Origin of the sequence: Legionella brunensis, from assembly GCF_001467025.1 — a bacterium.
Taxonomy (GTDB): domain Bacteria; phylum Pseudomonadota; class Gammaproteobacteria; order Legionellales; family Legionellaceae; genus Tatlockia; species Tatlockia brunensis.
In genome coordinates, this window is sequence record NZ_LNXV01000007.1 from 50,138 (window position 1) to 71,909 (window position 21,772).

Here is a 21,772-nt window from a genome sequence, read left to right on the forward strand (position 1 = left end):
AAAATCATTAGAATCTTTTGTGAATGTCATTCAGTGTTTTTTAGCCATTTGTTCTTTAATTTCTCGATGTCGCCATTTTCTTTAAGTGTGCTTAGGATGTTATTAATTTCGATGGTTAAAGGGGAGTTTTTTGGGCAGGCAATGCCATAACCGTTTTCAGATTGGGCAATTATTGCATAGGAAAAACTTGGATTTTTCTGAGTAAATATCGCGCCTTGTTCTCCATCCATTAATACTGCATCGACATGTCCGGCTTTTAAGGCTTCTATTGCTTGATTATTATTATCCATGACTAGGATTGCAGAGTCTGCAGCATGTTTTTTTAGCCAAACTTCCATAGTGCTACCTAATTGAGCAACTAGTTTTTTTCCGGCGAATTGAGAAAGAGTATGAATAGGTGCCTTCTTCCTAAAAACAACGGCGATACCATCAAAATAATAGGGATGACTGAAGTCAAAATTGTTCTTCCTTTCCTCGGTGATCGTTATCGTCGAAATGGCTGCATCAACTTTCCTAGAGTTTAAAGCTGGCAGGATGCTGCTGAATGGCAAATTATCAAAAACGGCTTTTTTTCCCATTTTGTGAGCAATTAATTCCGCAAGGTCAATATCAAAGCCCTTTAATACTTCATGATCTTTATATTCAAAAGGTGGATATTCTGCTGCAGTGGCAAAATGAATAATAGTCGCTGGCGATTTAGCATCTTTATTGTTGAGTCCGACAATAAAAAAGCCTATAAAAATAATTGCAGGAGTAATTAATAGTCTCATTGTAGTTTTGTATTCATTTTTTATCCATTTTTTGACTATATTAAGTTTGCTTTTTTCTGTCAACAATTATGGATATAATTCCCAATATGATGGCTGTATATTCAATACCGCGGATCTAATAAAGGAGTTGAGTATGTCTTATGACAATATTCTTGACGGGCATATTTTAAGTATTGTGCAAACGCAAGAAATTCCCGAGCAAAGCGACCTGCAAAAATGTTTACAAGAAAGAGGTTACGACATTCCGCAAGCGACCTTGTCGCGTCGATTAAAAAAATTGAAAATTGCTAAGGTGGCAGGAGTGTACCGGGTTGTCGATTTTAGCATGCCTAGTTTGCCCTTTATTTTGAACATACAAATTTCGGATTATGGGATGATTGTTTTGCATACTCATCCGGGGCATGCAAGTAGTCTTGCATCGTTTCTTGATAAAAAATATGTCAATTTTTCTTCCCCAAATGCTAATGACTCCGGTATCCTAGGCACGATTGCTGGTGACGATACCATTCTACTTATTGTTAAAAGCAAGCAGCATTTAGAGGCAGTGCTCGAGATACTCCAAAAAGAATTTCCCTATCTTAATTTTTGAAGTAAGTTAGCCACGTATTGTCATGCTGCCCCAAACTTCTGGATTTATTTCATTTAGTTCGTTGCGAATCTCGCTCAATCGTTCTGGAACTTTTCTCATCCCGGAAAAGAAATTGTAATTAGGGGCATCCAGAAGGGATATTTCATAACTTGCAAAAGCGCCAACCATTGCAGTAAATATCGCGACTGGGATTCTTATCTCGTCGGAAAACATTGCAAGGCTCAGAAAAGCGCTGACGCTACCGCCTACGATAGTATTTGATAAAAGATTCTTATTTCGCCAGTTCGCAAAAAAACTAGCGTTTTCGGGATTCTTAAGTGTCTGAATGAGTTCTTGTAATTGTTGAAATTGTAGTTGAGGATTTACTTGCTCATATCTTTCGATATCATTTTCTTTAACAAATAGATCGATTTCTGACTTCAATTCACTGTCTAGCTCAATGTTTACAATGGGTAAGTGATAAAGTGGAGAAAGAGGTTTCCTGATGGATTTTAAATACTTAAAAAAAGGTTCGAGCTCAAAGTATTGAATGAGTAATTTGTTGTTATTTTCGACAGTTACTTTGATTGGATTAAGCATTACCAGTCTAGAAATTGAGCATTTTGCTTCATTCGGTAGGTTTGTCAGTAAAGGCATTTGAGTTATTTTAGGGTTAAAAGGATTTTAATTATACATTTGTGCTAATTCATAGTCTATGTTATCGGAAAAAAATCATAGTCCATCTTTAACTTAAAGTAACACTTGACCTCTGGTTGACAAAAAATTCCAATTAATACGCTAATTTCATCTTTTTAGCAGATTCTAAATTATTTCACTCAAAGAGAACTAGGGTCTGTTTTAATTCGCTAGCTTTTCGACCAAGATAATAGAATTATAAACAGACCCTGTTAGTTTTCATTTTCAAATACCTAATTCTTTGTTATAACTGAATTTAAATTTTTCTTGTTAGAATAGCTAGCGGAAATGGACCGAGGGATAAAACAGGACGAGACGAACGTGAGTGATAATACTGATCCCAGCCAAAATAATACTCCTACTGAAGAAGAAATTGATGAGCAAAGACGCAAGTTTTTATTAACAACCACTGGCATTTTGGGAGGGGTTGGGGTGGCTTGCGCCTTAACTCCCTTTATTTCTTCATGGCTTCCGAGTGCACAAGCAGAGGCTGCTGGAGCACCAGTGCAGGTTGACTTAAGTAAAATAGAGCCAGGGCAACAAGTCACAGTAGAGTGGCGAGGTAAGCCCGTATGGATTATTAGACGTACCAAGGAAATGTTGCAAACTCTAAAAGGTGCAGAAAATCAGCTACGTGACCCTGAATCTTTGGTTGAGCAACAACCTTCCTATGCTCAAAACCAGTATCGTTCGATAAATCCAGAGTACTTGGTTCTTGTAGGGATTTGTACCCACTTAGGTTGTTCGCCAAAGTATTTTCCCAATGTCAATGAACTTGGACCCCATTGGGCAGGAGGATTTTATTGTCCTTGCCATGGATCTACCTTCGACTTGGCTGGACGCGTATTTAAAGGAGTTCCTGCGCCAATCAATTTGCAGGTGCCGCCTTATTATTTTGTTAGTGAACATGTCATTGTAATCGGTGAAGAAAAGAAACAAGGATAATCCAAGATGAGTGGATGGTTTAATTGGCTAGATGCGCGTTTTCCCCTATTGAGTACTTGGCGAGCGCATGCAAGTGAATATTATGCACCGAAAAATTTTAATTTTTATTATTACTTCGGTTCATTAGCAACGATTGTTTTAGTTAATCAACTCGTTACGGGGTTGTGGCTAACAATGTTTTATACCCCAACTGCGCAACAGGCTTTTAGTTCAATTGAATATATTATGCGCGATGTGAATTATGGCTGGTTGTTGCGCTATATGCATTCCACTGGGGCTTCTGCTTTTTTTATCGTAATTTATCTGCATATGTTTAGAGGCTTACTGTATGGGTCTTACCAGAAACCCAGAGAGCTAGTATGGCTTTTAGGGGTAACCATCTTCCTGTTGCTGATGGCGGAAGCATTTTTTGGATACTTGCTACCTTGGGGGCAGATGTCTTTTTGGGGAGCACAAGTGATTACTTCGCTTTTTGGTGCAATCCCTTGGGTTGGGGATAGTGTTGCCACTTGGTTGCGTGGTGATTACAACGTCGCCAATGCCACTTTACAACGGTTTTTTGCTTTACACGTAGTAGGCGTCCCCTTATTACTCTTATTACTTGTTTTTTTACATTTAGTTGCCTTGCACAAAGTGGGATCTAATAATCCGGAAGGAATAGAAATTAAAAAACATCTTGATGCTAATGGAAAACCACTTGATGGTATTCCTTTTCATCCTTATTACACGGTTAAAGATTTTGTTGGTGTGATTGTTTTTCTAATTATCTTTTTTGCGGTGGTCTTTTTTATACCAGAAATGGGCGGGTATTTTCTAGAATACGCTAATTTTGTGCCGGCAAATCCAATGGTTACGCCAGAACATATTGCTCCGGTATGGTATTTAACCCCGTTTTACGCCATGTTAAGGGCTATCCCTAATAAATTATTGGGAGTGATAGCCATGGGGGCAGCTATATTAATTTTGTTTTTTATTCCCTGGTTGGATAAAAGCCCTGTACGGTCGATGCGTTATAAAGGTTACTACTCAAAGTATGCATTAGCGGCGTTTGTAATTAGCTTTATTATGCTGGGTTATCTTGGCACGGTGATTATGACCCCTTTTAAACAATACCTGGCTCGCGCTTTCACAGCAATTTATTTTGCTTATTTCCTATTTATGCCCATTTATACACGATATGAGCAGCATAAGGTCGTACCAGAGAGGATAACAGCATGAATAAAAAGCGAGTATTCTCCTATCTCTTAGGATTATTGGCTGCTTCGCTTGTGCATGCTAATACTAATATTGATATGCTGCCGGTAAAAGTTGATTTGCAAGATCCTGCAAAATTGCAGCGTGGTGCAAAAATATTCATGAATTACTGTTCAGGTTGCCATGCTTTGCGTTATATGCGCTACAACCGCATGGCTCAAGATTTAGGATTAACGACCTTTGATGGTCAGATTGACAAAGACTTATTGTTCAATAACTTAGTTTTTACTACAGCCAAAATCCATGATCCCATCCAAATTAGCATGTCTGATACTGATGCCAGACAATGGTTTGGGATTGTCCCCCCTGATCTTTCACTCACTGCTCGTGAGCGTGGGCCTCAATGGATCTATACCTATTTGAAAAGTTTTTACGAAGATAAGAAACGACCTTTTGGTACTAATAATTTGCTGATACCAGATGTTGCCATGCCCAATGTCCTAGAACCCTTGATTGGGCGTGTCGTTGCGATTACTGAGGGAAATGGACCAAAGCCGCCAATCTCCCATTTAGTATTGGTTGGACAAGGAGAAATGAACGAAAAAGAGTTTGACAGTACTCTGGAAGACTTGGTTACTTTTCTAACATATGTGGCAGAGCCAGTTAAACTCGTTCGCTATCGTATAGGAGTTGTTGTTATTATATTCTTATGCATTTTCTGGTTAATAGCGTATCAACTTAAACGAGTATATTGGAAAAAGGTTCATTAATGCATTTAAAGAGGAAAGGATAGCATCCCATTAAATTTCAATAACATAACTTTGTCATCCTAACCTCCAAAGGTAGTATAGAGGAAAATGTTATACCGCAAATTGCTGATAAATTCGGAAGATAGAAAAATGTCAGGAATTATCATCACGCTGAGCAAATTTGTGGTAAAATAATGCCCTTTGACATACCAAAAGGTATGAATTGAACGATTGACGAGGAGTTTGCTGATGGCTATTGTGGCAAAGCGCACGATTATGTCTTTATATTCTGACAATGATGATATCTATAGTCATCAAGTTCGTATAGTTTTGGCTGAAAAAGGGGTCAATGTCGAAATTCTTCATGCCAAACAAGGTGAAGCTCCTAACGATCTGCTTGCTGTTAATCCTTATGGAACAGTTCCTACTTTGTTGGACAGAGAATTAGTTCTATACGAAGCTCGCATCATTATGGAATATTTGGATGAACGGTTTCCTCATCCACCACTCTTACCGGTCTACCCTGTTGCTCGGGCTGAAGCACGTAAGATGATGCATCGCATAGAGCAAGATTGGTATTGTTTCCTGCAAAACATTAAAGCAGGGCATGAAATTGAACAATCACGTCAATATTTAATGGAAAGTTTGATTAATCTTGAGCCTGTTTTTGCGGATAAACCTTACTTTTTAAGTGATGAGTTTTCTTTATTAGATTGCGCACTAGCTCCTCTATTGTGGCGTTTACCCCAATTAGGCATAGATATTCCTGCCAAAGCCAAAGGTTTGCACGCTTATATGCAGCGTATATTCAAGAGAGATTCCTTCCAAGCAAGCTTGAGTGATGCTGAGAGGCAAGTAAGAGCGGCCTGATGATGAATATGACTTCAAATAAGCCTTATCTTATTCGTGCTATTTATGATTGGATTGTGGACAATGATCAGACACCGTACATATTAGTCAGCGCTAATTATCCTGGCGTACAGGTACCACAAGAATTCGTTAATGATGGGCGGATAGTATTAAATATTTCTCCTAAAGCATGTCGTGGCTTGCATCTTGAGAACGATAGAATTATCTTTACTGCTCGTTTTTCTGGCCAAAGTATGCAGATTTTTATTGTTCCTGCTGCAGTTCTGGCAATATATGCTAAGGAAAATGGTCAGGGCATGGAGTTCCCGGAAGAAATTCATGAGCCGTTACCGCCAGCTACATCAGGAACAGAAAAGGGACGTAAACCTGCCTTAACTCTTGTAAAAAATAAGGAGTAAAGTTTTCCCCCTGCATGGTGCTCATTCTTAGCTATCGTTTAATAGATAGCGATTGATTCGAGTATCTAACAGGGTTATGAACTTATTCTTGTATTGCTGAAGGAGCACAAAAAGGCTATGACCACTGCAAAGATTTCTCTGTATCAATCCAAGCATATTCGTTTATGTGAACAATTAGCCATTACTGATTTAGGATTATCTGAAGATGAGCTAATGGAGCGCGCTGGTCATAGTGCATTTTTAACTTTGACTAAACTCTATCCTGCTGTACGCAACCTGGCTATATTTTGTGGGAGTGGTAACAATGCTGGAGATGGTTATGTATTAGCACGTTTAGCTCATGAAAAAGGTTACTCAGTTCTTATCAATCAGTATAAGAGCGTAGAAAATTTACCACCTGCAGCCCGTCATGCTGCGTTAATTGCTATCGCCGCAGGTGTTCCTTGTCAATGTTTGGATGACCCCATTGATAGTGATGCAGAGTTGGTGATTGATGCTTTACTCGGCATAGGATTACAAGGCGAAGTTAAAGGCCCTTTAGTTGCGGCTATTAATCAAATTAATGAGAGTGAACTTCCTATTCTTGCTCTTGATATTCCCTCTGGCCTAAATGCAGATACAGGAACTGTATTAGGTGTCTGTGTTCGCGCAACAACAACAGCTACTTTTATCGCTCGTAAGTTAGGTTTAATGACCTTAGATGGTCCTGATCATTGTGGTAAAATTGTTTGCCATAGCTTAGGGCTTGAGAATTGTATGTCAACGATTTCGCCTGCAGCTTATTTGTTAGACGAAAATTTGCGCAATACGCTACTGCCTCGTCGCTTGAAGAATTCTCATAAAGGACTTTATGGCCATGTTTTAGTGATCGGTGGCGGTCATGGTATGCCTGGCTCAGTTTATTTAACTGCCAATGCTGCATTGCGAGTAGGAGCAGGACTTGTCACTATAGCTACAAGACCAGAGTATGCTGGTCATGTATTGCCTTCACTACCTGAGGCTATGATTTATGGTATTGAGGAGGTAGAAGAGCTTTCCCCCCTGATCAGTCGAGCAACAATTTGTGTTATCGGCCCTGGCTTAGGTGAGGATGAATGGGCGATGGCATTATTTACCAAAGCACTCACGTCACAGTTGCCTATGGTTATTGATGCTTCTGCATTACGCATTTTGGCGAAGAACCACCAACATGATGATAACTGGATCTTAACCCCGCATCCTGGCGAAGCGGCCAGTTTATTGGGTTGTTCAACTGTTGACGTGCAAAAAAATCGTTACCAGGCTGTATGTAAGCTCCAGCAACAGTATGGAGGACATGTCATCCTTAAAGGTGTCGGTACATTAATAGCAACTGATAAGTCAGAAGCTTATTTATGTGCTGCTGGAAATCCGGGTATGGCAAGTGCAGGCATGGGAGATGCCTTGAATGGTGTCATTGCAGGTTTGGCGGCCCAGGGATTGTCTCTTGCCGATGCTGCCAAGTTAGGGGTTTGGGTACATGCGACGGCGGCGGATGCAGCGGCAATTGCTATGGGGGAGCGTGGTCTTTTAGCAAGTGATCTAATGCCTTATTTGCGCCACCAGGTGAATAGATTGTCGGTCGGCTGTGGTGGATAAATGACGAAATACGATTTAGTGCTTCCTGATGAGTCAAGTAGCGAATCTTTGGCTACAAGTTTAGCAACGATGCTATTTTCCCCATTGGTTTTGAGCTTCAGTGGCGAAATTGGTGCTGGAAAAACAACCTTCATTCGTGCAATGCTTCGTGCTTTGGGGGTTAAAACTGCGGTCAAAAGTCCCTCTTTTTCTTTAGTTGAAAGTTACCAATGTAACAATTTTCAAGTTCATCATTTTGACCTTTATCGCATTCACGATGAGGCAGAGCTAGAGTATATTGGTTTTAGGGATTACTTTCGCGAAAATTCTGTCTGCTGTATCGAATGGCCAGAACATGGTGGTCATTTTTTAGAGAGAGTTGATCTTAATTTCGCCTTCGTTATCAATGGGAGCGGTCGATTGTTGACTATAAATGCTTCAAGTCCCGCTGGGGAAAAAATGTTGTCTTGCCTTGCGAGTAAACAATGAGTAAACGCATCTTTGGTTTTTGTATGTTGATGGTAGGCTGTTCGATGGTAATGGCTGCAAAACTGCTTTCAATTGAAGTGAAACAGCAAGCAGGCACCCCTTCGGTACTATTCACACTCGATAGAGCAGTTGCTCATAAAGTGTTCACACTTACTAATCCTAATCGGGTAGTTATTGATTTTGAAAATACAGATTTAGCTTTCAACTTAAATCGTGTGAATCTGGGGCCGGAATTGATTAAGTACATTCGCAGTGGCCGTCCGAACTCACACACTTTACGCTTGGTATTTGAAGTTAATCAAGCAGTTATGACACAAACAAAACCGCTGCAGCAATTGGCGAGCGCAAAACATAGTTTCTCTCTGAATTTGACTACTAATGGCGGTGGCTCAGGGGCTAGTTACACACCTCAAAATTCAATGCCGATAAAAGTAACTACAAGAAAAGTTACTAAAACACCGGTATCTGTTCGGCATGCCCCACCCAAAACATTACGAGATGTCATTGTTGTTCTTGACCCTGGGCATGGGGGTAAAGACCCTGGCGCTAGTGGACCGAAAAGGTCATTAGAAAAATACGTGACTTTAGCCATTGCGCAGAAATTAAAACAAATTATTGATAGACAGCCTGGTATGAGGGCAGTGCTAACCCGTAATGGTGATTATTACATTGAGCTGCGTGAGCGTTTAAGAATTGCCAGAAAATACAATGCAGATGTTTTTATCTCAATCCATGCGGATGCATTCATTAATCAGCATTCAAGTGGTGCTTCAGTCTTTGCTTTATCACAATCTGGAGCAACAAGTGAGGCTGCACGTTGGCTCGCAGAAAAAGAAAACTATTCAGAGTTAGGCGGCGTGAATTTGTCCGAACTGGATGATCAAAGTGGTTTAGTGCGCACCGTGCTAATTGATTTATCACAAACTGCTACGATCGGTGCCAGTCTTCATATGGGTGAACGAGTGCTACTCAATTTGGATAGAATCACTCGTCTACATAATCATAAGGTAGAACAAGCCAGGTTTATGGTATTAAAATCCCCGGATATCCCCTCAATTTTAATTGAAACAGGATTTATTTCTAATCCACGAGAAGAGAGTAATTTAAATAGTCCAGCTTATCAAAGGCAGTTGACGCAAGCGATCTTTGAGGGATTAAAACGTTATTTTTGGGATTATCCTCCACATGGAACACGTATTGAAGCATTAGCGGGAAGCGCCAATACGCATTTGGTCCAAAGAGGTGAGTCACTACCTCAGATTGCTGCCAGATATCATGTTTCCGTGGCAGCCTTACAAACGGCTAATCATTTGGCGGGAAGCCAACTAAGAGCAGGCCAAAGACTTATCATTCCAATCGTATGAGAATCCAGCAGTTACCGCTCGCCTTAGCCAATCAAATAGCAGCCGGTGAGGTGATTGAACGCCCGGCTTCTATTGTTAAAGAGTTATTAGAGAATTCTTTGGATGCCAAAGCCAGTCTTATCAATATTGAGATTGGCTATGGTGGTTTGAATCAAGTAAAAATTAGCGATAATGGCATTGGTATTCTTGCTGAAGATTTACCATTGGCAATTGCGCCTCATGCTACCAGTAAAATTAGTCAACTTAGTGATCTCTACTCAATCGCCAGCATGGGATTTCGTGGTGAAGCCTTAGCAAGTATTGCTTCCATCTCGCGTCTTACAATTAGCTCTAAGCCTGCTGAACAGACGCATGCAATGAAGTTGTTAAGTTATGGAGAGTCCATACAGCTAGAGCCTTGTGCAAGAAACGAGGGTACCACAGTCGATGTACGTGATATTTTTTTCAATGCACCCATTAGGAAAAAATTTCTAAAGACAGAGCGTATTGAATTTCAAGCAATAGAAATGGTAGTAAAACGTTTTGCTTTAAGTGCCCCTCAAATAGCAATTACTTTAAGTCATAATGAAAAGAAAATATTGGACTTACCGGCTGCCAACTGTGATAAAACTAAACTGGCTCGCATTCGCAAAATCCTAGGTAAAGCGTTTATTGAACAGGCTTATTTTATTGATATAGAACAGTCAGGAATGCGACTTGTAGGTTGGGTGGGAAAAGAGAATTATCAGCGTAGCCAAAATGATAAACAATGGATATACATTAACATGCGTATGGTTAGGGATAAATTACTTAATCATGCTATTAAGCAGGCATATGAAAATTTCTTACATCCGGGTCGCTATCCCTCCTGCTTACTCTACCTAACGATTCCTCCCCAAGAGGTAGATGTTAATGTACACCCTACTAAACATGAGGTTCGTTTTCAGCAACCTCGTTTGGTTCATGATTTTATAAGCACGCAGATTCACCACGCTCTGCAGCTCTCTAAAGAATCAGGACAATATAAGTTGCTTGAAGAAAAAGAGTTTCATGCGTTTCAAGTTAGTGAGCCTTATATATCACCTGCATCTTTACCCACCGCAAAGGAGCAATTTCCTTTCGATCCCAAAAATTGGATCACTTTAAATGAGCACTTTATCTTGATTTTTCTACAAGAGCAGCCTTATTTAGTGGATATTATCGCTTTATATCGCCATTGGTTAAGAGCACTGTTGCTTAAGCAGGAAAGGCCTTTCATAAGTCGTCCTTTATTGGTTCCAGTAAGTCATAACCTTGATAATTTAAATTTGCAGCAGGTTAATCGCTGTAAATCCTATTTGGCAGAAGTAGGAATAGACATTAGTTTAATGGGGGAAAATGTTATATTTATTAGAACATTACCAATCTCCTTACCGTACTTAAATCTTAAGCAATTCTTAAATGCTATATTTAAAGAGGTAGAACTTACAAATTTGGGATTGGTAGAGCTTTTGCTTAAGCACCAGCTTTTTGATCCAAGAAATGCTACTCAAGAAGAGAAAGAAGCCCTTATTGCCCATATGGAAGTGTTAGGTAATGACAATGAGCGGCATACGTGGCGAAGGCAACTATCAGCCCAGATTTGTTGGGATTTGTTAAATGCCTAAAACTATTTTTTGTTTAATGGGGCCAACTGCCTCTGGAAAGACAGCACTAGCTTGTGAATTGCTAAAAATATTTCCTTTTGAAATTATTAGTGTTGATTCGGCAATGATTTACAGGGAAATGAATATTGGCACAGCAAAACCTAGCCTTGAAGAACTTGAGGAAGCCCCCCACCATTTGATTGATATTTTAGATCCTATTGAGAGCTATTCCGCTGCAGAATTTTGTGAGGATGCGGTGGAGCTTATCGAAGCAATCTATGAGCGAGGGAAACTTCCTTTGCTTGTGGGGGGCACCATGATGTATTTCAATGCATTGCAGCAAGGTTTATCAACTTTACCCCAGGCTGATGAGGTTATCCGGGCAAGTTTGTTAAGAGAGGCCGAACGACATGGCTGGTCTTATTTACATCAACAGCTAGAGCAAATTGACCCTCTTTCCGCTGAGCGTATTCATCCTAATGATACGCAGCGTATTCAAAGAGCTTTGGAGGTTTATCAATTAACTGGTAAACCTTTATCATTCTTTTGGTCGGAACAAAAAGGATGCGCCAAGTACCATTTTGTCAATATTATCTTATTTCCGGGGCAAAGGAGTTGGTTGCATGAGCGTATTGCTTTACGTTTCGAGCAGATGTTAATGAAGGATTTTGTTGGGGAGGTGGCGCAACTTCTGCAAAAATGGCAATTACCACCAACATGCCCCTCAATGCGTAGTGTGGGCTATCGCCAAGTGATCAATTACCTTGCTGGGGATTATGATTATGAAACCTTGCAACATAAGGGTATAGTTGCTACTCGACAACTGGCAAAACGGCAATTAACGTGGTTGCGTAATTGGCCCGAGGGTTTAGTTTTTGATTGCGAGGACATGACGGCTACAAAAGGTAAAATCGTGGCGCTTATTATGGAAATAATAGATAATAGAGTGCAAAATGTTGAGGTTTTCTAGAGGAATAATGATGTCTGCTGAAACTAAGAAAAAACCGGCGAGCACGAAGAAAGATTACATTGTCCATCGTCGTGACTTGCCATTGAGCTGCCCAACCGATGAAATGGAGTTGTGGAACGCTCATCCAAAAGTATATTTACCCATTGAGAAAACGGGCACAGAAATTTGTCCTTACTGCAGCTCCCGCTTTGTTCTAAAAGATGATTAAATCAATTTGTGTGGTACGTTTGTCTGCATTAGGGGACGTGTTAATGTTAGTTCCTCTAATTCGCACGTTACAAGCCAATTTGCCAGATGCCTCTATTACTTGGGTGATTTCGCGTCCTGCCTACGATTTGGTTGAGGGTATGGATGGAGTAGAGTTTATTGTTATTAATAAACCAAATAGTTTGGCTGATTATTGGCGATTCAAAAAACAATTGAAGGGTCGTTCTTTTGATGTGCTTTTGGCGGTACAAGCAAGCTTCCGAGCTAATTTGCTATATCCTTTAATTCGCGCCTCGCGAAAAATTGGTTTTGATTACCAGCGAGCGAAGGATGGGCACAAATGGTTTATTAATGAAACGATTCCTGCGGGCGAGGAACATAATCTCGAGGGATTTTTAAAGTTTGCACAAATGTTAGGTCTGAAAAAGCAAGTCTTGCGTTGGGATTTGCCAATTACTGAGGCGGATTATGAATGGGCTCGGACTCATTTACCTTCCCAGGGACCAATATTATTAGTTAATCCTGCTGCAAGTAAACCGGAAAGAAGTTGGACTGTGGAGCGCTATGTTGCGGTCATAAAGGAGGCTCAGCAACGCTGGCAAGCCCAAGTTGTCCTAACTGGCGGTCCTGGTGTTTTTGATAGAGAACTGGCTGACGCCATAAGCAAACAAGTTAACTGCACGGATTTAGTCGGTAAAACAAAGCCCAAGCAGTTATTAGCCGTGATAAGCCAAGCTCACGCGTTACTATGCCCAGATACAGGGCCATCTCATATGGCAAGTGCTGTAGGCACCCCAGTGGTTGCATTGCATGCAGTAACCAATTACCAAATTTCAGGCCCGTATACCTTTAAGCATTTAGTGGTTGATTGTTATCCTGAGGCCGTAGCAACCCTCTTAAAAAAAGAGACTGATGATGTTTGGGGAACCAAAGTCCATGGAGAAGAGGCGATGAAACTGATTCAAGTGGATGCCGTCTTGGCTAAACTTGCAACAATTATGTCGTAAGTTTGCTATTTAAGGAGGCAATATCCAATAATGCTGGTTGGGCGTTAGTTTACTGCGGTAAAGCTGTCTTTGATGACTAGGGGTGTTATGAAGCAGCCAATAAATATCGGAAACAATTGCTCTTGAACGATAGTAACGGTGTTTTAGAAATTCAGGTTTAACAATGTAGGTGGCATCAATAATGTTAAAATGTGAGTTTTGGTTAGGCATAATTGCTAAAAGAGCTTGCGTTTCATCAAGATGGCTATCTGATCTGAACTCGGTAGGAAGGCCTAAAGGCTTCTCGCCAAATTCAAGGTGGGAAATTAGTAAGGCTTGATCATCTGAAGCCACATAGACGGTTAACCGTTTTACCATGGATAAAATCTGATTTTTAAATTCAAAGTCAAAATCATCTTCATTCACATCGGGAGCTATCATGATCACATCTTCTATTTCATTATCAGCATCTGACCAGTTTTTATCTTGATATAAAATATCGAAGCTGTCGCAAATCAAGCGCGTCCCCAAACTATGAGCAATAATGACTAATTTTGCTTCTGGAATTTCTTGATGTAATTGCTTTAAAAATTGTGCGAAGGCAGGTGCGCTTTTCTTTTCTGTTTCCTCGTCTGCAGTGTAAGAGAAAAGCCTGTGCTTACTCGGCCAAGAAAAAAATAAATAAGTTGCTTCTGTATTTAAATCATAAGCGCCTCTTGCAAGTACAGAGGCTGTACCAGTGAAACTATTATCATAGCCATGCACCCATATCACTAATAGTTTGGACTTGCTACTACCGATGGCATTTTTTAATGACGGATAGAAATTTTTTTCACCAAGTTGTTGTAACTTAAGCAAGTGGGAAGTATCAAAAACACCACCAGAACGATATTGTCTAGGTATAGGAACATAGGCAATGCCGTAATTTAGCTGTTTTGCCATGGAGCTGGTATAAACCGGGTTTGGCTTTAAAGCTATGTCACGATTAGTCGCAAAAAAGGTCTTTATCGCTGGTTCTTGGTTAATAAGATAAATTCCGGAGCGATTTTCAAGGTTAACAACGTCATAAGTTAATTGCGGTTCATACCTAGAGTAAAGATACCAGAGGATGCCAGATAGAATGATCAATACGAATAAGAAGATTTTCAAGGTAATAGAAGCTATTCTCTTCATAACAGGCTCAAAAAGGGACTATAGGATTTTGTCCCGGATGTACCAATGGAGTTGTTCTATTTTAATAGTGTAGCTTGCAGCCAGATATAATTAAATAAAATATGCTGGTTTGGTAGAATCGATGTTTGGATTGATAATAACCATATTCTGTTTAGTTTAAAAAGCAATATTCATGAGCCTTACTTGAATTGGAGATAACAGTAATGCGTCGCAAAGAGTTATCTTTTTCAAACGAGCAAGTAATTGATTTTCTTTATCAAGGGTATCAAATTAAGGCTATTCAGTTAGAGTTCATTGACATTGGTTCTTTTTATGGATTTATTGTTACCACTAAAGATAATAAAAAACTATTCTTGAAAATTCACCCCCAAGATTAGTCACTTGTTCCTATCCATCCTACGATAGAATCTCTTAATCAGACAGGGATTGCATTGCACCGATTTAGGAATTAGTTTGGTATAAAAAATCTTGCATACATGATTGCCAATTCTTCTGGGAAATTTTGTTTTGCGACGGATAATGTAGTCCTTTCTTTGTTTGATCACATTGAAGGGGTTCATCCTTCCTATACCCCAAATCAATTATTGGCAGATAAGCTGGCAAAACTTTTTTTTCAATTACATAAGCTTCCCCCACAAGAGTTTCCATACTTTAGTAAAGAAAATTTCGATATTGCGTATGCTATAGATTTAGAACAATGGATTAATTATAAAGTTAAAATAAAAGATAAAACCTATGCCTCAGTAATGTTTTCCCGGCTTAAGGAAAATCAAACAAAACTGCTTAGAGGGCTAAGTCTACTTCAGCAATGGAAGAGGCAATTTAGTAAAGAAAAAATGCATTTTGTTCTTACCCATGGCGATCCTCATAACTACACTCCAAGCTGAACATGATAAAAACTCTTTCCTAGCACATTGGGGTTGAACAACTAAGATTAGGGTTACAGCAAATTTTTAAAAGTACGAAATTTGCTAATTATTAACAATTGAGAAGTTGCCTTTAATAAGAGAATGGCTTATTTTTAAAGCATAGATAGTATTTCTTGTCCGGCTAACAGGATTTGCTAGGAGGCCAGACTGTAGATGTGGTGAGCAAGCTTAATTTAGTTAAGAAGCCTAAAGCATCTCAAGAGGTGTCCATCTTTGTAAGATAGAACTGAGACAAGAATACTGTCTATCCTAACTCCACGTCACTTTAATAGTCTAACAACTTTCGTATCCTGTCAGAATATTGCTTCAGAGATGTTTCTGCGCAAATAAAATCTTTTAGAGATGTTTGAAAATCAAATACGGGTTTTCCTCTATACAGCCCAAACTGGCAATGGACTTATTAAGCAACTTTAAACGCCAATATTTTTTCAACACAATCAATTCAAAGAATCAATGTATTCTTTTCATTCCTTAGATGGTATATGTTGTATTCTTATAATCTCATATGCCTATGTTCAAAAAAGGATAGTTTAAGATCTGGATGTATGGCAACAGGAATGAAGTATTATACATTAATGAGCGTCTTGAGGTTTAGGGCTGAGATTCATCCTGAAGATAGGCTTTTGTTCAGATTTTAGTTTTTGCAACGGAACGATTATTTGACATAAGTGATAGAAGGTCGATTGCACAAATCACACCCGCAAATGTATGGTTCTCATTCAGAAGAACCACAGGTACTGTATCGTCACTCTGAAAAGCCAACAACACTGTTTTAAGTACAGTGCTGGGGTTAGTCCAGAATATCAACGAGCGCTTATTTGCCAAGTTACTTTTTGCTTTTATGCAAGGAATCCAGTTTGCTACTTGACCATTTCTCTCAATTGCTACAACCTGATTGTTTTTGCCCAACTTAAATCGAGCCGTCTTGTGCGGATCAAGCCATATCCAATGTTGCATATCTTGTTCCAGTTCATCGATTCGATGCATGATATTATTTGCAGTGAGCACACTTAAGAAATTCACATTAGTAACAAAGTCTCTAACATAGTCATTGACCGGATGGAGTATAATGTCCTCTGGTCTACCCGTTTGTACAATACGTCCATTTTCCACTATAGAAATATGGCTACCAATCTTCAGTGCTTCTTCAAGGTCATGACTCACAAAGATAATCGTTTTTTTTAATGTCTTTTGTAATTGTAAAAGCTCATCTTGAAGTTTGGTACGAATTAGCGGATCAAGCGCCGAAAAAGGTTCATCCATGAGCAAGATTGGAGCTTCCATAGCCAGAGCTCTAGCCAAGCCTACACGTTGTTGCATGCCACTAGATAGTTCATGTGGCAATTTATTCACCCATTGTTGCTCAAGTCCAACAAGTTTCAATTGCTTATCAATGCGCTTCTTATAATTAGCCTGAGATGTCCCAGATAAAGCAAGACCAAAACCTACATTCTCTGCTACAGTAAGCCAAGGCAAAAGTGCAAATTGCTGGAAAACCATTGCAATTTGTTTTTGCCGTATGTGGCGAAGTATTGCTTCATTACAAGTGGCGATATCCACTATCTTTTCACCATCTCGCACAAGGACATTTCCGCGCGAAATTCTGTTAAGACCATTCACAGCACGTAAAATTGTCGACTTGCCTGATCCTGAAAGCCCCATGATCACACTGATCTCAGCCTCTCTGACTGTCAAATTTACTCCAAAGCACCCAATCACCTTACCAGTTTCTTTTAGAATTTCTGAGCGTGTTTTTCCTGCGTCAAGCAAAGCTAGGGCCTCATTGATATTTTTGCCAAAAATAATATCCACATTTTTGAGTTCAACGGCGACAGTCATACTTTCTCTCCAATTGAAACCCTGCACATCCTATCTATGACAATAGCAAGAATCACAATTGCAATACCGGCTTCAATACCGAGAGAAATATTGAGAGAATTCAAGCTCCGTACAACGGGATTGCCAAGCCCTGATGCACCTATCAATGCTGCTATCACAACCATGGAGAGTGAAAGCATGATGCACTGAGTTAGACCTGCCATGATAGCTGGCAACGCAGCTGGTAATTCAATTTTCCATAACAACTGTTGTTTGGTTGCGCCAAAAGCCTCTCCAGCGTCCACTAAAATTTTTGGCACAGAAATAATCCCAAGATAGGTAAGCCTGATAGGTGCTGGAGTTGCAAATATTACTGTTACTATAAAACCAGGAGCAATACCTAAACCAAACAAGAGGAGCACGGGAATAAGGTATACAAAGGTCGGCATGGTTTGCATGAGGTCAAGTAAGGGATGTAGCAATACGTAAATACGTCTGTTGTGAGCCGCCAAGATCCCTATGGGAACTCCAATTGTCATAGAAACTGTTGTTGCACTTACAACCAGCACTATGGTTTCAATCGCTTCCTTCCACAAACCTTGATTAATGATAAACAATAGCCCGAAAACAACAAAAAATGCCAGCCTCCATGATTTTTGCAAATACCATGCTAAAAGAGCAATAACCATGACCAGGAAAGGAGGGGAGAACCACAGGAATATAGAAACAAGATTTTCAAGAATAAAAGTCAATATATAAGAAACAGAATCAAAAAAACTTTCACAGTTAATTGTTATAAATGTAATAAATTTTTTTCCCCAATGACCAATTGGAATTTTGTTAGCAGTCAAAAAATTGGTTAACTTATCCATGTTTAAAAGTATCTCATGCATGAAAATAAAAAAATAGCAGACCGAAACAGTTCTGTTGGAATGCCCATATTTGAAACTTAGAAACCAGGACTATTTTTAATCGCATCAAATGCACTCTCTGAAGCATCGAAAGTAGTGACACCATCTAGCCATTCTTTCAAAACTTTAGGATTACTTTTCAACCAAGTAATAGCAGCAATTGTAGGGTCCACTCCTTTCTCTAGAATTTCGCTCATCAGTTGATTTTCCATTTCCATGGAAAACTTCAAGTTTGCAAAGAACCTCCCAACGTTAGGACAGTTTTTTACATAACCTTTGCGCACAACAGTAAATACCGAAGCATTTCCATAATTACGTCCGAAACCGGTAAGGTAGGCAATTTTATAATTTAAATTCATGGGGTGGGGGGCCCAGCCAAGGAAAATAATATTTTTATTTGCCTTAATATTTTTAGCAACTTGAGCCAACATACCTGCTTCGGAGCTTTCCACTAGCTCCCAACCTTGAAGGTTAAGCTGAGGGTTCTTTATCATATCTAGGATATGGCGATTACCTTCATTACCTGATTCAATACCATAAATCTTGCCTCCAAGTTGGTCTTTGAATTTGGCGATATCTGTAACATCATGCAGCCCCTTATCATAGAGGGCCTTGTCAACAGCCAAAGTATATTTCGCACCCTCTAGGTTCATACCAATCGTCTCAATTGAACCCTCATCATGGTAGGGCTTAATGTCATTTGCCATGGAGGGCATCCAGTTACCAAGAAATACGTCAATATCTCCTTTCTTCAGTGAGGCAAAAGTCACAGGAACAGACATTTGAGTAATATTTGCTTCATAACCTATCATTTCAAGAATAGCTGAGACCATAGCAGTATTTGCTGTAATATCAGTCCAACCTACATCGGATAACCGCACTTTCTTGCAGAAATCAGCATCTTTGGCAATAATAGCAGTTACCCATAATATAAGACTTACACCAACTAAGAAAATTTTTAGAAATTTAGTAAAAGACCTAGTCATTTGCTCTCCTTGTAGAAGGTATCCGGAAGGGTTCTGTCACAAAATATTTCCAAAACCGAAAACCAAGTTATCTTCGTTGAGTTTATGCCACAAGTCCATAGAGCTATTTTCAAATATAGGGTTCCTGTGATTCAGCAAGCTAAAGGGACCGCCTAAAACGACTAAAATTACCTATCAAACTTCTCCAATTTTACTTAAAAATTATAACACGTCATTTTTGATTTTGGGCTTCCTCCCTTCGCCCCAAAAACTTGGACCGTCTAAAGTGACTCTATAGGCATTGTGCCTTATTCTATAGATAGATTTGATGTGATTATTATTGAAGCGGGTTCATAGCGCTCTGAAATTAAGTCATGAAAATCTTTATCCTGTGGATTTCGAAGAGCTCCGTTGCAAAAATAATAAGCTGACTAAAAATCCATTTGCAGGATAGATCTCAGCTGTAGATTCCACAAATCTGATTCATAAATGACACTTCATTCCTGTGGACGTACATCCAGATGTTGAACTGTCCTTTTTTTGAATATGCGCATTATTTCAAATCTCCTGTTGGTCGCATAGGCCGTTTTCATCGACTAAAATCCTAACAAGTCGTTTGAGCTTTCCGTGGTCTGATTCCAGACGATTATTCCGATATTTAATCTGGATGTTCTATGTGTTCAGAAAGACTTCTCTCCTGTTTCTAATTGCATCAGACATTTATCCAGAAGAATTAATGGATGAAATTAACCAGGTATTTAATAAAAAAAGTTGATATTCACTGTGTTGATAAAAAATAGATAGCTAAAACCATAGAAAAAGGTAAAGAGGAATGTTTATCCAGATATGTTTACAACGATATCTTTCATTTGCTCATTGACGATGTTGAAGAGGAAATGAGCTGGATAAGTGCATTTGAGAGACTCTACAGGAAAAGCGTTATGTAAGGCCATCAAGTTATAAAAATTTTATTCCTGAAACTGCAATCACTTACACTAAATCAACTCCAAAAGTTAGGCGTAATGAGCCTTGTCCTTGTGGAAGTGGTAAAAAATTCAAAAAATGCTGTTTAAATTAGTTTGCGAATTATTATGCACAAGTTTTTGGGATAGGATTATTGCTTAGAGTCCCTTTTCGCTCCAATGATTGTCACACTCCTTATATTACAATTCCAATATGCGGTTACCCTGACGAAAGCAAGGTAGGATCAGCAGGATAATTCTGTCTTAATAAAAAACAAATATAATATTAATAGTTCAGGACGGTTTTTATTTAGATACTTTGTAGGTGCATAGGGGGGGAGATGTCAAAATGTTCTATTGGGTTGCTGGTCGATGCAGCTCATTTAGCCTATCGTATTGAAGGTGAAAATAGTACTCTCCGTAGCGATGAAGACCCTCGTAACGGTAATACTTCTACAACCGAATTGACCGATTCTATTGCTAAAGCAGGATACCTAATAACTGATAAAACAAATCCGGATGTAAAAAATTCTACTGGTTTAACGGCTGTACGTCTTGAGCCAATCGATGAAGAGTCTCCCATTGTTATTTCTTACAGAGGAACAGCTTCTCTTAACGATATGCTTTCCAACACTAATTTAGGGATAACTGGTACAGTAGGAAATAATTTAAGAAAAGAAGCTTTTTCTTTTTATGAAGAAACAAAAAAGAAATTTCCCCATAGGGATATAATAATAACCGGACATTCTCTAGGCGGCCACTTGGCTCAATATGTTGGAGCCAAAGCATATGCCACTGAACCAGATACAAGAAAGTCAATGAACTTACATGTTAGAACTTTTAATACTGCGCCTATTAACACAATATATGGCGAAAAGTTAATGTTAAATTGTCCTCATGTTTTCAGCCAATTTTGTAATTATAGGCTGGATAGTGATTTAGTAAGTGATTTATTTATTCATGATTATTATGGGAATACCTTTTCTTTTCAAACAGAAAAAGGCATATCTAAATCTCACCCTATGGGCGAAGTTAGAGAAGTCATTCCTGAGGCTGTAAAAAATTTAGAAATAGGCGGAATTGGAAGAGCCCACAGAGATTTGAATACGCTTAAAGAAGGGGTTCTTGGTATAAAAGAAGCCTATGCTGTTCATATAAAAGGGCAATGGTTTTCTAAATATAGGATGGGCGTCAAAAATAAAGAGCTTATAGATAAAGCATTAGACTCTGTCACTGAATGTCTGAATAAAAATCCACCAGATTTTATAGGAGCGAATAAACACCTTCAGGTTGCCAGGTTCAAAACGTCTGGGCCTACATCGAGTCATTGTCTGAATCTCGTAATAAAAGCCGTTTATATTGTGCAAAAAGAATATAAAGTGTCATCAGATTTTCAAATAGAACTCGAAACCCCCGGCAGAGCGCTCAAATTTTAATCTCCATTTTGAATTGGATTTAAAATTAGTTAAAAGATCAAGTACCAGCGTACGCATTTGCAAAACTACTTCACCATGAAAATGTCGTCATTTGAATGACTTCGGATTTTTTATGGATAGGTACTTCCGATCAAATCAGTTAAGTATAATTCAGAGCCAAGTTTTTGCAACG

Annotated in this window: 23 protein-coding genes; 17 read left to right on the top strand and 6 right to left on the bottom strand. The window is 39.1% G+C overall.

Annotated features, from left to right (window positions below; genetic code table 11):
- Positions 1-26: 26 nt before the first annotated feature.
- Positions 27-770, bottom strand: coding sequence for a substrate-binding periplasmic protein (locus Lbru_RS04690; protein ID WP_058441038.1), 744 nt, complete (start codon positions 768-770; stop codon positions 27-29).
- A 133-nt stretch (positions 771-903) separates the two neighbouring features.
- Between Lbru_RS04690 and Lbru_RS04695 the strand changes: the two genes are divergently transcribed.
- Positions 904-1,359, top strand: a complete 456-nt coding sequence (locus Lbru_RS04695) for an arginine repressor (protein ID WP_058441039.1) — start codon at positions 904-906, stop codon at positions 1,357-1,359.
- 6 nt (positions 1,360-1,365) lie between these two features.
- Here Lbru_RS04695 and Lbru_RS04700 read toward each other — a convergent pair whose 3' ends face one another.
- The gene (locus Lbru_RS04700; RefSeq protein WP_058441040.1) at positions 1,366-1,938 is read right to left on the bottom strand and encodes a hypothetical protein; all 573 of its coding nucleotides are present in this window, start codon (positions 1,936-1,938) and stop codon (positions 1,366-1,368) included.
- A 417-nt stretch (positions 1,939-2,355) separates the two neighbouring features.
- Here Lbru_RS04700 and petA point away from each other — a divergent pair, with 417 nt between their 5' ends.
- The 12 genes from petA (at position 2,356) to Lbru_RS04760 (ending at position 13,427) form a co-directional block, all read left to right on the top strand.
- Positions 2,356-2,979, top strand: a complete 624-nt coding sequence (petA, locus tag Lbru_RS04705; RefSeq protein WP_058441041.1) for a ubiquinol-cytochrome c reductase iron-sulfur subunit — start codon at positions 2,356-2,358, stop codon at positions 2,977-2,979.
- Positions 2,980-2,985: 6 nt separating this feature from the next.
- Positions 2,986-4,197, top strand: a complete 1,212-nt coding sequence (locus tag Lbru_RS04710) for a cytochrome b (protein ID WP_058441042.1) — start codon at positions 2,986-2,988, stop codon at positions 4,195-4,197.
- A gap of 74 nt (positions 4,198-4,271) precedes the next feature.
- Positions 4,272-4,943, top strand: a complete 672-nt coding sequence (locus Lbru_RS04715) for a cytochrome c1 (protein ID WP_420795310.1) — start codon at positions 4,272-4,274, stop codon at positions 4,941-4,943.
- Between the two features lie 228 nt (positions 4,944-5,171).
- Positions 5,172-5,792, top strand: a complete 621-nt coding sequence (sspA, locus tag Lbru_RS04720; protein ID WP_058441044.1) for a stringent starvation protein SspA — start codon at positions 5,172-5,174, stop codon at positions 5,790-5,792.
- 2 nt (positions 5,793-5,794) lie between these two features.
- Positions 5,795-6,190: a ClpXP protease specificity-enhancing factor gene (locus Lbru_RS04725; RefSeq protein ID WP_058441124.1), complete on the top strand. Its 396-nt coding sequence runs from the start codon at positions 5,795-5,797 to the stop codon at positions 6,188-6,190.
- A 117-nt stretch (positions 6,191-6,307) separates the two neighbouring features.
- On the top strand, positions 6,308-7,807 hold the full coding sequence (locus Lbru_RS04730) for a bifunctional ADP-dependent NAD(P)H-hydrate dehydratase/NAD(P)H-hydrate epimerase (RefSeq protein WP_058441045.1): 1,500 nt from the start codon (positions 6,308-6,310) through the stop codon (positions 7,805-7,807).
- Entirely contained in the window at positions 7,808-8,275 is a 468-nt protein-coding gene (gene tsaE / locus Lbru_RS04735) for a tRNA (adenosine(37)-N6)-threonylcarbamoyltransferase complex ATPase subunit type 1 TsaE (RefSeq protein WP_058441046.1), read from the top strand.
- Positions 8,272-9,639: an N-acetylmuramoyl-L-alanine amidase gene (locus tag Lbru_RS04740; protein WP_058441047.1), complete on the top strand. Its 1,368-nt coding sequence runs from the start codon at positions 8,272-8,274 to the stop codon at positions 9,637-9,639. The genes tsaE and Lbru_RS04740 overlap by 4 nt, the downstream gene beginning before the upstream one ends.
- A complete protein-coding gene (gene mutL, locus Lbru_RS04745) occupies positions 9,636-11,264 on the top strand; it encodes a DNA mismatch repair endonuclease MutL (protein WP_058441048.1) in 1,629 nt (542 codons plus the stop codon). Before Lbru_RS04740 ends, mutL begins: the two co-directional genes overlap by 4 nt.
- The gene (miaA, locus tag Lbru_RS04750) at positions 11,257-12,213 is read left to right on the top strand and encodes a tRNA (adenosine(37)-N6)-dimethylallyltransferase MiaA (protein ID WP_058441049.1); all 957 of its coding nucleotides are present in this window, start codon (positions 11,257-11,259) and stop codon (positions 12,211-12,213) included. The genes mutL and miaA overlap by 8 nt, the downstream gene beginning before the upstream one ends.
- A 10-nt stretch (positions 12,214-12,223) precedes the next feature.
- On the top strand, positions 12,224-12,421 hold the full coding sequence (locus tag Lbru_RS04755; protein ID WP_058441050.1) for a zinc-finger domain-containing protein: 198 nt from the start codon (positions 12,224-12,226) through the stop codon (positions 12,419-12,421).
- A 43-nt stretch (positions 12,422-12,464) separates the two neighbouring features.
- A complete protein-coding gene (locus Lbru_RS04760; protein ID WP_193786910.1) occupies positions 12,465-13,427 on the top strand; it encodes a glycosyltransferase family 9 protein in 963 nt (320 codons plus the stop codon).
- Between the two features lie 9 nt (positions 13,428-13,436).
- Here Lbru_RS04760 and Lbru_RS04765 read toward each other — a convergent pair whose 3' ends face one another.
- Positions 13,437-14,579 carry an alpha/beta hydrolase gene (locus tag Lbru_RS04765; protein WP_058441052.1) on the bottom strand — a complete coding sequence of 381 codons (1,143 nt, stop codon included), beginning with the start codon at positions 14,577-14,579 and terminating at the stop codon, positions 13,437-13,439.
- A gap of 203 nt (positions 14,580-14,782) precedes the next feature.
- Between Lbru_RS04765 and Lbru_RS17100 the strand changes: the two genes are divergently transcribed.
- A complete protein-coding gene (locus Lbru_RS17100; protein WP_157061486.1) occupies positions 14,783-14,956 on the top strand; it encodes a hypothetical protein in 174 nt (57 codons plus the stop codon).
- A 99-nt stretch (positions 14,957-15,055) separates the two neighbouring features.
- Positions 15,056-15,466, top strand: a complete 411-nt coding sequence (locus Lbru_RS04770) for an aminoglycoside phosphotransferase family protein (protein ID WP_058441053.1) — start codon at positions 15,056-15,058, stop codon at positions 15,464-15,466.
- Positions 15,467-16,135: 669 nt separating this feature from the next.
- Here Lbru_RS04770 and choV read toward each other — a convergent pair.
- From choV to choX, 3 genes are all read right to left on the bottom strand, one after another.
- Positions 16,136-17,347 carry a choline ABC transporter ATP-binding protein gene (gene choV / locus Lbru_RS04775; protein ID WP_058441054.1) on the bottom strand — a complete coding sequence of 404 codons (1,212 nt, stop codon included), beginning with the start codon at positions 17,345-17,347 and terminating at the stop codon, positions 16,136-16,138.
- On the bottom strand, positions 17,344-18,198 hold the full coding sequence (choW, locus tag Lbru_RS04780) for a choline ABC transporter permease subunit (RefSeq protein ID WP_058441055.1): 855 nt from the start codon (positions 18,196-18,198) through the stop codon (positions 17,344-17,346). Before choW ends, choV begins: the two co-directional genes overlap by 4 nt.
- A gap of 77 nt (positions 18,199-18,275) precedes the next feature.
- Positions 18,276-19,223 carry a choline ABC transporter substrate-binding protein gene (gene choX / locus Lbru_RS04785; protein WP_058441056.1) on the bottom strand — a complete coding sequence of 316 codons (948 nt, stop codon included), beginning with the start codon at positions 19,221-19,223 and terminating at the stop codon, positions 18,276-18,278.
- Between the two features lie 964 nt (positions 19,224-20,187).
- Here choX and Lbru_RS18015 point away from each other — a divergent pair.
- Both Lbru_RS18015 and Lbru_RS04790 read left to right on the top strand, forming a co-directional pair.
- Complete coding sequence (locus tag Lbru_RS18015; RefSeq protein ID WP_420795311.1) at positions 20,188-20,280, top strand: SEC-C metal-binding domain-containing protein; 93 nt, start codon at positions 20,188-20,190, stop codon at positions 20,278-20,280.
- Between the two features lie 225 nt (positions 20,281-20,505).
- On the top strand, positions 20,506-21,600 hold the full coding sequence (locus Lbru_RS04790; protein ID WP_058441057.1) for a Tle-like phospholipase domain-containing protein: 1,095 nt from the start codon (positions 20,506-20,508) through the stop codon (positions 21,598-21,600).
- The last annotated feature ends 172 nt before the right edge of the window (positions 21,601-21,772 follow it).